This window comes from Hymenobacter tenuis, assembly GCF_054780495.1.
Genome location: NZ_BAAGWF010000004.1, coordinates 87,630 through 102,488 on the forward strand (window position 1 = coordinate 87,630; position 14,859 = coordinate 102,488).

Sequence of the window (14,859 nt, forward strand, 5' to 3'; positions counted from 1 at the left end):
ACAGGAGCTTGGGCAAGAGGTTCCACTACCCCTTCTGTAACCGCAAACTTGACGTATTGTGATGCTTGCTGCCAACAAAAAAAGTCCGGCTCCACCGGAGCCGGACTTTTTAAAGAATCTAGAAGAAAGGCTACTTACTCAGCTTTGGCCTTTGCGTCGTCTTTGTCTTGCTTGGCTTTGCGCTTTTCCTTTTTGCCGTTCGCGTCCTTGGTCTTGATTTTCATCTTTTCCGTGTCGGCAGCAGGGGTAACGCTGGTGGCAGCGGCCGGTGCAGCCGGAGCAGCGGCCGCTGCCACGCGGCCACCATCGGCATCCAGTTCTACTACTTCGTAGCCTAGCTCATTCAGGCCCGGGAAAGCCTTGGCCCGGTCGCCGACTACCACGATGTACATGTTATCAGCGGGCAGGTATTTCTGGGCAATGGCCTGCACTTCTTCCTTTTTCAGGTTTTTCAGAATGGTGCTCTGCTGCTGCACGTAGTCCTTCGACAGATCGTACTCTAACAGGCGCGCCAGGAAGGCGGCTTTCTGCTGGCCGGTCTCGTAGCGTAGCGCATCGTTCTGGCCCACCGAAGCTTGCAGGAACTGCAGTTCCTCGTCGGTGATGCCGTTGCGGTAGTTCTGAATTTCCTTCATGAACTCCTTCACCGAAGCGGCAGTAGCATCAGCCCGTACGCCGGCCTGCGCCGTGTAAGGACCCACGTAGCGGCTGCCCTGGAAGCCCGAGCGGGCACCGTAGGTGTAGCCTTTGTCTTCGCGCAGGTTCAGGTTGATGCGCGAGTTGAAGGCACCACCCAGCAGGTAGTTCGAGAGGTATGCGCGGTAGAAGTCGCCGGTAGCATCATAGGTCAGGGGAGTGAGGTAGCCCACCCGGATTTCTGACTGCGCAGCACCGTCCTTGTTCACGAAGTAGATGCGCGTTTTGTCGGGTTGCGCGGCATTTTCGCCGGCTGGCAAGGTCACGCCTTTCTTCTCCCAGCTTTGCAGGAAGCCAAGCTGGCTGGTCAGCGCCTTCTGGTCTACATCACCCACGGCTACCAGGTAGCTCACGTTTGGCGCGTAGTTCTGCTGATAGAACTGCTTTACATCATCCAGGGTGAGGCCGGTTACGGTAGAGGCCGTACCGCTGGTAGGCACGCTCATGATGTTGGACGGGCCATACACCAGGCGGGCAAACGTTTTGTCGGCAATAACTACCGGCTGCGTGTTCTGGTTGGCAATGCCCTCCAGCGTCTGCTTTTTCAACCGGGCGAAGTCGGCCTCATCGAAGCGTGGGCGGAGCAGACGCTCTTCCAGCAGCTTCATGGTAGCAGGCAGGTTTTTGGTCAGGCTCTGCACATACACCGTCGTGTTGTCGTCGCCGGACGATACGCGGATGCTGCTGCCCAGCTTATCTAGCTCTGAGGTAAACTGCTCAGCCGTGTACTTCTGCGTGCCTTCGTTCATCAACGAAGCCGTGAGAGCTGCCACGCCTACTTTGTTTGGCATAGCCTGCTCCAAACGGTGGCCGCCGCGGATAGTGAGCAGCATGGTCACCGTCGGAATTTCGGTGTTGCGGCTGCCCATTAGGCGCAGGCCGTTGCCGAACGACTCCTGCCATACGGCCGGAACCTGTACTACGGGGTTAGTGCCTGCTTTGGGCTGCTTGCTCCGGTCGAAGGTATCAGTCGCTTTAGCGTAGGTCAGGCCCTCATAGCCATAGTTTGGCGCTTTATAGCCTTCTTTCGAAACTGTATAGTTATCGGCCTTGGCCGGTGCACCACCCGTTTTGGGCAATACGCTCAGAATAACAGCCGGCTTGCCCTTGATGTACTGATTGTACACCCGGTTTACCTCGGCAGGCGTTACCGCGCGCAGCTGCTTTAGCTCTTGGGGCAGGCGATTAGGGTTGCCAAAGAACGTTTGGTTAGCGGCCAACTGGCTTACTTTGCCATTCACGCTGCTCAGGCTATTTACTACCTGTGCTTCGGTGCTAGACTTGAAGCGAGCTACCTGCTCGGCGGTGGCACCCGTGCGCTCAAATTCCTTCAACGTGCGGCGTACTTGCGCCTCAAGGCTGTCGAGGCCTTTGCCGGGGAAAGGCAAGGTTACCATCGTAAACTCACCGGCCAGCTCCGAGGTGCTGTTGTAGGCTTGAGCCTGAATAGCCTGCTGAGGCTTAATAAGGTTTTTGTAGAGCAGCGAGTTTTTGCCTTGACCAATGATCTGGGCTAGAGCATCGAGGGCGTACTCGTCGGGGTGACCGCTAGGAACCGTTGGGAACACCACCTGCATCATCGGGAAGCGCACGTTGTCCGTGTAGCTTACGTAGCGGTCGGCCGTCAGCTTGGGAGCTGCCAGCTTCTGGGCCGCTACGGCCGGGCCTTTGCTGATGGGGCCGAAATACTTCTCAGCCAACTTCACTACATCCTGGGCTTTCACATCGCCGCCCACAGTGAGGGTAGCGTTGTTGGGGCCGTACCAGCGCAGGAAGAAGTTCTTCAGGTCGTCTACGTTCGAGCGGTCTAGGTCTTCGAGGTAGCCAATAGTCAGCCACGAATAGGGGTGGCCGTAGGGGTACAGTGTGCGGGCTACGTTCTCGGAAGCCAGGCCATAAGGGCGATTGTCGTAGTTCTGGCCCCGCTCGTTTTTCACGGTGGAGCGCTGCACCTCAAATTTCTGCTGGGTTACGGCATCGAGCAGGAAGCCCATACGGTCAGCCTCCAGCCACAGCGCCGTTTCGAGCTGGTTGCTTGGTACGGTTTCAAAGTAGTTGGTCCGGTCGCGGTTGGTAGTGCCGTTGAGGGTACCACCGGCTGCCGATACGAGCTTAAAGTGCTGTTCGTCGCCCACGTTATCGGAGCCCTGGAACATCATGTGCTCGAAGAAGTGGGCGAAGCCCGATTTACCGATTTGCTCACGGGCTGATCCTACGTGGTACGTCACGTCTACGTGCACCAGTGGGTCAGAGTGGTCTTCGTGCACTATCACGGTTAGGCCGTTAGGCAGCACGTACTTCTCGTACGGAATAACCAGCTCCGAGCCTTTGCGGGTTACTTTCTCCACTAAGCGGGCACCGCCGGCCGTAGCGGCAGGAGCTTTAGCAACAGTGGCGGGTTTGGTAGTAGGTTTTTTTTGCTGAGCCTGAGCAGGCTGGAACGCAAGCGAGGCGCCCAGGCCCAGCAGCAACAAGTGGTTGCGAGTCATTATGGGAAAATAGAAATGAGGAAATACGGGTGGAAAGTTACACGGCTAAAGACAATTTCAACGCTAGGCAGGTTGCGTTGTGAAAAGTAACACAACATCTGCCGCAAAGTTGTTGAAATAACAATGCTATACTTCCAGCCCTAGGCCCCGCAGCTCGCTAAACCGGGCTTTCTGTGCCACATGGTTTGCGTAGCTCCGCTGCCTAGTGCCTACCGCTTTGCACACCAAAAAAGAGTGCTCTGCTTCCTACTCTACTTTTTCGCGCTAGCCTTCTATTGGCGAGCAACCCGGTACCGCTAAAGAAAGCCAGCACCAACCAAACTGGCAGGTGCCCCAGCCTGGTTCTGCTTTGCATATCGGTTTGCAGCCCGCCGCGCCCGCATGGCTACTAGGGCAGTGTCTGTCCCCTACCCCTCGGCCCAGGTGTACCGGCGCTCTTTCCAGTGAATGCCAGTGGGCCACCACGTGTACGTAAGCACCGCCAACGACATAAAGAGCAGATAAACATCATACAGCAGTAACACGTGCAGCTTTTCCCGATGCCCGGCCTGGCGTAGGGTAATGGCCAGGAACAGTGTCTGGCAGGCCACTTTGGCGGCATACAAGGTTACTAGGGTGCCAACAGGCAGCAACCCCGGCCAGCCCAGCACCGTGTAGAAAAACCCGTACGAGCTGAACAGTACACCAACCTGCCAGGGCAGCCGAACCGCGCCTTTCATCCAGCGTTTCCGTTGTTGCAGCAAGTGCCGCAAGGTGGGTTGCGCAACCGAAACACCTAGAGCACTAGGCGTCACAATGTTGCGGTAGCCCCAGCCCTGGGCCACTACCTTCTCAAACAGCTGCAAGTCCTCGGTAATGCTAAAGGCCAGCGCCTCATAGCCCCCAATGGAGGTATAGGCAGCCCGCGTTACCAGCATATTGTTGCCCACCGCCGTAATGGGCAGGCGCAAATCCGTTAGTATTCTGATCAGGCTTAGGCCAAATAGCCAGTCGAGGCCCTGGAGGCGCCCGAAAAGCGTGCCTTCAGCCGTGGTAATGCCCGTTACAATACCTACGCCCTTGGGCGCTGCGGCCAGCATCGTCTGCACCCAATCGGGGTGCAGGGCCATGTCGGCATCGGTGAACAGGAGGTAGTCAGTGGAGGCCGCGAGGCATAGGTGCGCCAGCGCGTTGCTTTTGCCCCGGGCCGAGCCAAGCTGGTGCCGGACAGACAGCAACCGAAACTGTGGCTTGTCTTGAATAAAGGCCTCAATGAGGGCGGCCGTGTTGTCGGTAGAAGCATCATCGCCAATCAGGATTTCGAGCTTTTCGGCCGGATAATTCAGTTTGGTAAGTGCCGTGAGGCAACGGATTATGGTGGTTTCCTCATTCCGGGCCGCAATCAGAATGCTCACGTGAGGCCGAGCGCTGGTTTCTGGTAAGACTGGCCGTGATAGCACTAGCAGGAGCAACACCAGCAAAAAGATGCCGAAGAATAACCCAAAAAAGAGGATCGGAAACGTCATATGGCTACCAGTAAAAAGAGGAAGCCACGCAAATTTCATAATACATAGAAACGTAGCTGCTTACCTAGCTAATACGACTGTGCAGCTAGGTGTTGTTGCCGGGTAAATGCTGATTTTACTGAACTATACTTTTGTATAAATACGTAGTTGCTAGAACGCAAAAGGCCCCTTCTATAGGTAGAAGGGGCCTTCTTTTAATCAGATATAATCAAGGGGGCTACAGGCGCGGGTCGGTTTCTACGGGTGCTTCATAGGCTCCAGCCGGCGTGGCCAATACCGTGCCCTCAGTAGGAAGGCGAATGTCATCGGCATCATTTACCCGAAGCGTAAGTAAACCGGAGATGATCATGGAGCAGCCACCTAGCACGAGCGTGTAGACCGACTCACCTCCAAAAACCGACTTGGTAAAGAAGCCTAGGATCAAGCCAGCTACTACCTGCGGAATTACGATGAAGAAGTTAAACACGCCCATATAATAGCCCATTTTGTTGGCAGGCAAGGCGCCAGCTAACATCGCATATGGCACGCTCAAAATAGAAGCCCAAGCAATACCTACCCCTATCATCGACACGAGCAGCATTTTAGGATCCTGAATAAAGTAGATGGAAATCAGACCAATGCCACCGGCTACTAGGCAAAGCAAGTGCGTAACGCGGCGGCTTGTGGCGCGAGCAATAACAGGCAGCAGCAGGGCCGCGATGGCTGAAATACCATTGTACACCGCAAAGCATACCCCTACCCAGTCAGCCCCTTCGTTGTAGAGCTTCGAGGTAGTATCCGTGGTATGGTAAATGTGGCTGGTTACGGCAGGAGTTGTGTAAATCCACATCGAAAACAGCGCCAGCCAGGAGAAGAATTGCACAATGGCGAGCTGTGCCATTGTTTTGGGCATGTTGGTAATGCCCTTGAAGGACTCCCGGATGCCGTTCCAGAAGCCTGCCGTACGGCGCTTTTCTTCTTCAAACTCGGCCATGTTGGCTGGTGGGTACTCTTTGGTATTCATCACCGTCCAGAGCACGGCTAGGAAGAATACTACCCCCCCAATGTAGAAAGCGTACTTCACGGACGGCGGAATCTGGCCGGCCGGTGCCGTATTGGCAATACCGAACCAGTTAGTAAACATCCAAGGCAGCATAGACGCTACTACGGCCCCCACCCCGATAAAGAAGGTTTGAGCAGCAAAGCCAGTTGTGCGCTGCTCCGAGGGTAGTAAATCGCCAACTAAAGCCCGGAAAGGCTCCATGCTGATATTGATGCTGGAGTCCATGATCCAGAGCATGCCTACCGCCATCCAGAGGGCCGATACGTTAGGCATCACCAGCAGCGCAAACGAAGCCAGGATGGCCCCAACCAGAAAAAACGGGCGCCGGCGTCCCCACTTTGGGCTCCAGGTCCGGTCTGACATGTAACCGATAATAGGCTGCACCAGCATACCAGTTAGCGGAGCAGCCAGCCAATACAAGGCAATTTCGGTTCCGCCTAGGGTTTCAAAAATGCGGCTGACGTTGGCATTTTGCAGCGCGAAGCCGAACTGAATGCCGAGGAAGCCGAAGCTCATGTTCCAGATTTGCCAGAAGCTGAGGCGGGGTTTTTCGCGGGTGCTAGTGGGGGTAGCCGCTACGCTGGTTGCCATGGAGGGAGGAATGTAGAAGTGGGAAATTGAAAGTCAGATGGAAAAGCAAGCCGCGAAACCGAATGCCACTGCTTGAGAATCAGTTTTTAGGCTTGATTTCGAAGATGTAGGCGCTCTGGGGGGCTAGTGTGAGGTTCAGGTACTCCACGGGCGGGGCTTGATTCAGCAGTTCGGTGTAGGTGTAGCGCTGGGCCGCGTTCAGGCCCATGAGTTGCATGGCCTGTTTCGGAATCTGGAGGGTGGGCTTGTAGGTTTTGTCGGGGCTGAAGTTGGCCACGATGAGCAGCTTCTGCTTGTCGGTAAAGCGCAGGTAGGTGTACACCTGGCGCTGGTTGTACTGGGCATCGAGGTTGTTGGCGTCCTGTAGCTCGTAGAAGCGGCCGCGGCGGATGGCGTCGCTCTGGCTGGTGAGGGTAAGCAGACGCGTGTAAAAGTCATGGAGCTGCTTTTGCTCGGGGCTGAGCTTGCCGCCATCAAACTTGCCGCCGTTCATCCACTTCTGGTGTTCCGGCACACCCCAATAATCGAAGATGGTGGTGCGGCCGTCCTCCCCTGAGAAACCCTCGGAGGCCAGAGCAGGCTCGCCCACATCCTGCCCAAAGTACAGCATTACGGGGCCCGTGGCTAGGGTAGCCGAAACCGTCATGGCCGGGATGGCGGCGCGAGGGTTGCCGGCAAAATCCTTGCTAGCAATACGTTGCTCATCGTGGTTTTCCAAGAAGCGCAGCATGTGGCCCGAGAACCCGCGGCTTTCTTCGCGCCACACCTTCGTAATATCCTCAGTGGTGCCCTCGCCGCGCATCAGGCGGCGCAGGCCATCGTACAGGCCCACCTTGTCATAGAGGTAGTCGAAGTGGCCCTGCTCGATGTACATCTTGTAGGTTTTGGCGTCGTAGGCTTCCCCAATAAAGATGAGGTCGGGGTTCACCTTTTTCAGCTCCGGAATTACCCAGGCCCAAAATTCTACCGGCACCATTTCAGCCATGTCGCAGCGGAAACCATCTACATTCTTCTTGGTCCAGAAGATGAGGATGTCGCGCATTTTCAGCCACGTGTCGGGCGTTTTCTCAAAATGCTTGGCGCGGCCGTTCTGGTAATCGACGCCGTAGTTGAGCTTGATGGTTTCAAACCAGTCGTCCACGCTCGGGGCCTCGGAAAATACATCGTTGCCGGTGGCTTTAGCGGGCACTTCCTGAAACTTCTTGTCTTCCCTAGGTCCGCTTAGCGGCCCAAGTGGGTTGTAACCGGCCGGCACCACAAATGACTTGCCGGGCAGGTAATAGAAGTTATTATTGGGTGTGAAGGCCTTGGTTTTATCATCCTTCTGGCCCAGATCCACGACGCCCACCGGGTGCGCATCCGACTTATAGGTGCGCGCTACATGGTTGGGAATAAAGTCGATGATGACTTTGAGCTTGTTGTCGTGGGTGCGCTTTACTAGGGCCTCAAACTCCTGCATCCGGTTCTTCACGTCCACGGCCAGGTCGGGGTCCACGTCGTAGTAATCCTTGATGGCGTAGGGCGAGCCGGCGCGGCCTTTCACCACATCGGCATCATCGAGGGCAATGCCGTGCTTGGTGTAGTCCGTCATGGTAGCGTGCTCAATCACGCCGGTGTACCACACGTGTGAGGCGCCCATTTTCCGGATGGCTTGTAGGGCGGTGTTGCTGATGTCGTTGAACTTGCCCACGCCATTTTCCTGGAGCGTGCCGTAGGACTTATTCACGGCCGTTTTGTTGCCGAACAGGCGGGTCATCATCTGGTAAATTACCAGCTTATGATCTTGGGGCAGTTCGTCGGTGGTATTGGGGTCCGAGGAGAAAGCGGTTTCTGCCACAGGCACGGAAGGTTGCGAAGTCGGGGAAAACAAAGAAAATGAAGCTAACCCCAGGGATAGGGCCGCCGCAGGCAGTAGCAGGTGTTTCATAGATAGGTAAGGTAAGCAGTTGTTGGTTGCGGGATGCCGGCTACCTAGTACTTGCGGGCAACAGGCAGCTCGCAACCGGCAACTGAAAGATTACCACTCTTGCGTTAAGGGGTGTAGCATCAGCTCATCTACCACCACGTGGGCCGGTGCCTCCAGCACGTAGCGGATAGCCTGGGCTACATCGGAGGGTTTGAGGTGCGTTTTTTCGGTGTCCAGGCCGCCAGGTTTCGACTCGTTGAAATAGGTGTCCACGAGGCCGGGGTATATCGTGCTGACTTTCACGCCAAAGGGCCGCACTTCCTTGCGCAACGAGCCTAGCATGGCATCCTGCGCAAACTTGCTGGCCCCGTATACGGTGCCATGCTCGAAGGTGCGCTTGGCTACATCAGAAGCAACGCCTACAATGTGGCCCGAGCCCTGCGCCTTCAGGTGCGGCACTACGGCTTTGCACATGAGAAAGGTGCCCTTTACATTGACGTTGAACATCCGTTCCCACTCATCGGCCTCGTAGTTTTCGAGCAGGTTGAAGGAGCCCACGCCCGCATTGCAGATCAGGATATCGAGGCGACCAAAGCGGCTTAGGGTTTCGGTCACCACCAGCTCAGCATCGGCTTCATCCGAAACATCCGCCGGAATGGCTAGGCCCTGGGTTTTGGCGTTGAGCTCGTTGAGTTCCTCGGAGCTGCGGGCTACGGCTACCACTTTGGCGCCCTGCATGGCGAGCAAAAGCGCCGTAGCGCGGCCAATACCGCGGCTGGCTCCCGTCACAATAGCTACTTGATCGGTCAGGTCGGTCATAGGATTAGCAGATTTAAGCTGAAGATACGTAACCGGGTGGTACTGCATAAGTGGCACGGGGCGGCGGTGGTTCCCGCTGCCCCGTGCTAATCTTACTTCTTCAGCTCAATAACCCAAGCCGTGCGGCCCGGAATCCGGAAGCTCTTTAGGTCCGAAACGGTGGCGCCGGTAGTTATTTCAGTGCCCGAGGTGAAGCCGTTGGTACGCTCCACAAACCGGGCGCCGTCCACCGTCTTCTCCTCCTTGTTACCGTTCAGCAGCACCATAACGGTTTCACCCTGCTCGTTGTAGCGGAAGTAGGTGTACACGCCATCCTGCGGAATAAACTGCATCAGCTTGCCGGTAGCCACCACGGGGTGCGCCTTGCGGTAATTGGCTAGGGTGCTCAGGTAGGTAAAGGCCTCGCCAGCCTGGCCGGTGCGGCCCGCCGCCGTGAAGTAGTTCTGCTTGTCGCCGGGGAAACCGCCGGGGAAGTCTTCACGCACTTTGCCATCGGGGTTCGAGAAGTTCTTCATCAGCACCTCCGTGCCGTAGTAGAGCTGCGGAATGCCTCGGGTAGTAAGCAGCCACGCCACGCCCAGCTTGTACTTCGCAAAGTCCTCCCCAATAACAGAGTAGAACCGGCTCATGTCGTGGTTATCGAGGAACGTCACGTTGCGGGTCGCGTCCTCGTACATCCAGTCGCCTTGCAGGGCATCATAGATCCGGTTCATATTGGGCTGGTCGCCGCGTAGCGCATCGTGCACCGCGCCCTGCGACTGGAAATCGAATACAGAGGCCAGGTTGGACTTAAAGCCATCCACAGGCTGGAAAATGTTGCGGGCAAAGAAAGCTTGTTGGGCCGTGCTGCCTACCCAGGCCTCACCGAACATGAACAGCTGTGGATACTCATCGGTAAGGGCCTGGCCCCACTGCATCAAGAACTTGGTATCGGAGTAAGGGTAGGTATCGATGCGGTAGGCATCGAGGCCGGTGTACTCTACCCACCACAGGAAATTCTGGATGAGGTAAGTAGCTACCAGCGGGTTGCTCTGGTTTACATCGGGCATGGTGGTGTCGAACCAGCCGCGGTTGTAAAGCTTGCGGTCCAGCTCCGAGCCGTACGGGTCATTCAGGGCCTGGGAGTTGTAGTTGCTGCGTGTAAAGCCGGGCCACTGGTTAAACCAGTCTTTGGCCGGCTGGTCCAGGAACAGGTAATTCTTGGAGCCCATGTGGTTGAGCACTACGTCGTGCACCACCTTAAACCCGTTTTGGTGCGCCTTGTCCACGAACTGCTTGTACTCCTCAGTTGTGCCGTAACGCCGGTCGGTGTTGTAGTAGTCGGTGAGGGCGTAGCCGTGGTAGCTGGCCTTGGGCATGTCGTTTTCCGTGACGGGCGTCATCCAGAGGGCTGTCACGCCTAGGCTCTTGAAGTAGTCGAAGTGGTTTTCAACGCCTTTCAGGTCGCCACCGTGGCGCGCATACATCGAGTCGCGGGCCGCTTTGGGGGCGCGCATGCCTTTGATGTAGTCGTTTTTCGGGTCGCCGTTCGAGAAGCGGTCCGGCATCAGGAAGTAAATGAAGTCCTGCTGCGTGAGGCCCTGCACCTTTTGCTTATCGCCGGGGGTAGTGCGCTGGCGCAGTTCGTAGGCATAGGTCTGCTTCTTGTCGCCCTTAAACTCCAGCTGCAGCTTGCCCGGCTTGGCCGTGGGGCTGATGGTGAGGTTAAGCAGCAAGTAGTTCGGACTCTCCAGCTTCTGCACGCCATCTAACGATACCCCTTCATATGCCTTGAGGGTAGCGGTGCTGCTAGCAATGCCGGGGCCATGCACCAGCAGCTGCAGCTTGGGGTTTTTCATGCCTACCCACCAGAACGTGGGGTCGATACGCTGAATGCCAGCGGCTTTGGCAGCCGGAGCAGGGCTAGCAACGGTTACAACAGGAGCTTTAGCGGCGAGTACTGGACTAGTAACGGCCAGCAGAGTGCCAGCCAGCAGGGGCAGAAAACGGGAAGAAATCATACGCGAGTGGGATTCAGAAACGGAGCTGGCAAGGTACGCAGCACATGCCGTGAAACGCTAGTGCTAAAGCCGCTCTGAATGGTGACGTATTGACGGATTTCTGGTGCCTGCTTGATGGGTTTGGTGATATAGCTTATTTCAAATGGCAAATGCGGTTGTACTTCGCCTTGTTTCGTATCTCGCCTGAAAGCCGGTTTCATGAGTGTTTCAAGCTGAAGCTGGTTCACGAAAAAGCCCCGCCGCTGGCGGAGGCCAGCAACGGGGCGTTGGGGTTTAGCAGCTGCAAGGGCCTAGGCCTACCGTTAGCGCAACTTACTGCAGCTTAGCCAGCCACAGGGAGGCATTGAGGTGCAAGCGGGCGTGGCTTACATTCTCGTTCCAGCCGTCGTACACAGTGTTGCCGGGCGAGCCGGTGCCGTCGTCAGCCGGCGAAGAGTCGCCGATGATAACTACGCGACCCGTACCGAAGGTGCTGCTGGCCGCCATGGCCAGGCTGTTGCCCTGGGTAGCGGAAGTGCGCCACACCAAGCCCTGCACGGTGCTGTTGGCGGTGGGCGAAAGCGTCATGGTAGCGCCGTTGTGGAAGGAAAGCTGCGAAACTTTGCCCTGCGAGCCGTTCATGATGGTGTTGGTGGTAGAAGCCAGCGCATTGGTGCTGTTCTCCACAATGTTGTCCATGTTTACCGAGAATCCGAAGGGGTTGGCTTTCACGGAGTTGTTTTGCATCAGGTCGTTCCAAATTTCGGGCGAGTCCCAGCCGTCGTTGTTGCGGTCGGAAATAGTGTGGTCCGAAATCATGAACAGGCCGCCGCCGTTCTGCACAAACTGCAGAATAGCGGTTTTCTCAGCGGCTGTAAATACCGTGTTCGGCTCATCTACCACAAATACGCTGTAGTTGGCCAAATCCTGCGGGTTGCTGGTGTTGCCGTAGCTGATGGCGGTGCCGGTGGGCAGTTGCTCTACGCTGTGGCCGAGCTTCACGAGGGCCACGCCCCACGCTGACACGGCTCCCGTCCAGTAGGTTTCGGCGGTAGTGCTGGTGATGCCGCTCTGGGCCGGCGAAGGGTAGCGCGGGGTCAGGCCAGCGTCCACATCCAGTACCCAGTCGGCGTTGCCGGCCAGTTCCCCGTGCGAGGCATCGAACAGGAATTTCTTGGCGCCAGTGGCCGGAGGCGTCGTTGTGCCACCGTACTGCTCCACTGTCACGTTATCAATGTTGATGCGGTTAGTGCCACCCGAAATCTTCCGGATTTGCAGGCGTACGCTGCCGCTCAGGTTTACGGTGAAGGACGCCGTGCTCAGGGCTGAGCTGCTGGTGGTAATGGTGCTGCCGGTTTTGGTGTAGGTGCTGCCGCTGTTCTGGCTTACCCACAGTTCCCATTGCGAGCTGGCATCGGTGCCGTACACGGCGTGCTGCACGGTTACTACCCCTGCGCCGGTGGTCAAGTTAAAGTTGGTAGTGAGGGAGCCTACGTTCCGGATGCGTACCGATTGCGCGCCGGTTTTAGGGTCAGCGGTGGTGTTGCCTAGCAGTGCGTCGTTCAGGGTCCAGGAGCCGGAGCCCAAGGTAACGGAGCCCGTAGTATAGGCTGTTTTGGTGCCAGCTTCAAAGCCTTCCGGAAAACCGGCGCTGCTGACGTTCGTGGTGGCCGTGGCACTGATGGCCGCTGGCGAGGGAAGATTTTCCTGCTTGGCACAGGCAAGAACAGAGAGGCTCAGCACGGAGGCTGCTAGCCAGCGCAAGGGGTAGCGCATAGGAAAGGGTTTGGTTGTGGAGTGGTGATAAGGGCGTGTTTACCGGGGCAAAGCTACCAGCAAGGGCATCCTGCCAACGGTAGGATAATGTTAAGGAATTATTACTATATCAACAGGAGTAGAAGCGTTTACCGCCCTTCAGCCCGGGGTTCGAGCCCCTTTGCACCCTAGGGTTGCTGCTGCCCCCAACTTCAGCCAGATGATGCTTGTTTGTCTATTACTAATGCCGGGTTTGCATTTTGCGGTTCTGGCTACGCCTTGGCCTACACAGTCCGCACTTTTCCGCTTTTTTTGGGTACGGATTCGTACGCGCATTCGTAATGGCGGAGGTTCCGCCCTGTCTTACCCCTAGTCCCACCGCGCTTTATGGCATTTGATCTGAAGATGTACACCCCCGCACCGGAGTTCAGCACTCCGGCTGCTTATTTTTCTATGGAATTCGCCCTGGATCAGGCGCTGAAAACCTACTCCGGTGGCCTCGGCTTTTTGGCCGGCTCCCACATGCGCTCTGTGTATGAGCTCAAGCAGAACCTAGTGGGCATCAGCATCCTGTGGTCGTTCGGCTACTACGACCAGGGCCGCAACGAAGACCAGAGCATGCGCGCCGATTTCCGCCTGAAGCACTACAGCTTCCTGCAGGATACCGGCCTGGTGTTCCCCATCGAAATTCACAACGCACAGGTGCTGGTGAAGGCCCTGTACCTGGCCCCCGACACGTTCGGGACGGCGCCCATGTTCTTCCTGACCACCGACATTCCGGAGAACGACTACCTCTCGCGTACCATCTCGCACCACCTCTACGACGCCGACACGGCAGCCCGCGTGGCCCAAAGCATTCTGCTGGGCGTAGGTGGTGGCAAGCTGCTTGATTTGCTGGGTCGCCACACCGACATCTACCACCTCAACGAAGGCCATGGCCTGCCCCTGGCGTTTTACCTCTACGACAAGCACGGCCGCAACCTCGAGGAAGTAAAGAAGCGTCTGGTTTTCACGACCCATACGCCCGAGCTGGCCGGTAACGAGGAGCACCCCGTAAAGCTGCTGCACGACATGTCCTTCTTCGGCCATGTGCCCCTGGAGGAAGTGCGTCGCTTGGGTATGATTGAGAATGAGCGCCTGAATTACACCCTCACGGCGCTGCGTTTTGCCCGCATTTCGAACGGCGTTTCGAAGGTGCACGGCGAGGTAGCCAACGACATGTGGGGAGGTTATCAGGGCATCAGTCCGATTATTGCCATTACCAATTCACAGAACGGCACCTACTGGCGCGACCAGCCCCTGCACGAGGCGTTAGTAGCCAACGACGACGCAGCCCTGAAGGCCCGCAAGCGCGAGCTGAAAAAGCAGCTCTTCGATATCGTGGCGGACCAAACCGGTACGCTGCTCGACCCTGAGGTGCTGACCGTCGTGTGGGCCCGCCGCTTTGCCGGCTACAAGCGCGCCGACCTGATCCTGCGCCACTTTGAGCGGTTCCTGGAAATTGTAAACCAAGCCGGCCGCCCCGTACAGGTTATCTGGGCGGGTAAGCCCTATCCCAAAGACTTTGGCGCTATCGGTCTGTTTAACAGCATCATCGAGAAGACTAAGAACCTGAACAACTGCGCCGTACTGACGGGGTATGAGCTAGCCTTGTCGGCGGCCCTCAAGAAGGGTTCCGATATCTGGCTGAACACGCCGCGCTACCCCCGCGAGGCATCGGGAACCAGCGGCATGACGGCCGCCATGAACGCCTCGGCCAGCCTGAGCATCGCCGACGGCTGGATTCCGGAGTTCGTGCGCCACGGCGAAAACGGCTTCATTGTGGAGCACACCGATATCAACCAGCCCGACCACGTGAAGGATGACATCGAGGCAACCAACCTACTGGATGTGCTCCAGAACGAAATCATTCCGCTGTACTACGACCAGCCGGAGAAATTCCTGGAGGTAGTAAAAACCGGTATGCGCGAGGTAGAGCCCGAGTTCGAGTCGCACCGCATGGCTACGGAGTACTACGAGCGGATGTATAAGGCGTAAGTAGGTTCACGGCGCTTTGGTGCCTAGTAAAAAGCCCGTT

At 56.9% G+C, this 14,859-nt stretch carries 8 protein-coding genes; 1 reads left to right on the forward strand and 7 read right to left on the reverse strand.

The annotated features are described in order from the left end of the window. Positions 1-134: 134 nt before the first annotated feature. From ACYVGU_RS13860 to ACYVGU_RS13890, 7 genes are all read right to left on the reverse strand, one after another. Positions 135-3,185, reverse strand: a complete 3,051-nt coding sequence (locus tag ACYVGU_RS13860) for a M16 family metallopeptidase (RefSeq protein ID WP_460613209.1) — start codon at positions 3,183-3,185, stop codon at positions 135-137. 407 nt (positions 3,186-3,592) lie between these two features. After that, complete coding sequence (locus ACYVGU_RS13865; protein ID WP_460622565.1) at positions 3,593-4,690, reverse strand: glycosyltransferase; 1,098 nt, start codon at positions 4,688-4,690, stop codon at positions 3,593-3,595. Between the two features lie 217 nt (positions 4,691-4,907). Next, positions 4,908-6,323 (reverse strand): MFS transporter, encoded by a 1,416-nt coding sequence (locus tag ACYVGU_RS13870; RefSeq protein WP_460622566.1) that lies wholly within the window; start codon positions 6,321-6,323, stop codon positions 4,908-4,910. 79 nt (positions 6,324-6,402) lie between these two features. Beyond that, positions 6,403-8,250 carry an alpha-amylase family glycosyl hydrolase gene (locus ACYVGU_RS13875; protein WP_460622567.1) on the reverse strand — a complete coding sequence of 616 codons (1,848 nt, stop codon included), beginning with the start codon at positions 8,248-8,250 and terminating at the stop codon, positions 6,403-6,405. 90 nt (positions 8,251-8,340) lie between these two features. Then, complete coding sequence (locus ACYVGU_RS13880; protein ID WP_460613213.1) at positions 8,341-9,048, reverse strand: SDR family oxidoreductase; 708 nt, start codon at positions 9,046-9,048, stop codon at positions 8,341-8,343. 92 nt (positions 9,049-9,140) lie between these two features. Further along, positions 9,141-11,048: a glycoside hydrolase family 13 protein gene (locus tag ACYVGU_RS13885; protein ID WP_460622568.1), complete on the reverse strand. Its 1,908-nt coding sequence runs from the start codon at positions 11,046-11,048 to the stop codon at positions 9,141-9,143. Between the two features lie 312 nt (positions 11,049-11,360). Next, positions 11,361-12,803, reverse strand: coding sequence for a hydrolase (locus ACYVGU_RS13890; RefSeq protein ID WP_460622569.1), 1,443 nt, complete (start codon positions 12,801-12,803; stop codon positions 11,361-11,363). Between the two features lie 432 nt (positions 12,804-13,235). Between ACYVGU_RS13890 and glgP the strand changes: the two genes are divergently transcribed. Beyond that, positions 13,236-14,819, forward strand: coding sequence for an alpha-glucan family phosphorylase (glgP, locus tag ACYVGU_RS13895; protein WP_460622570.1), 1,584 nt, complete (start codon positions 13,236-13,238; stop codon positions 14,817-14,819). The last annotated feature ends 40 nt before the right edge of the window (positions 14,820-14,859 follow it).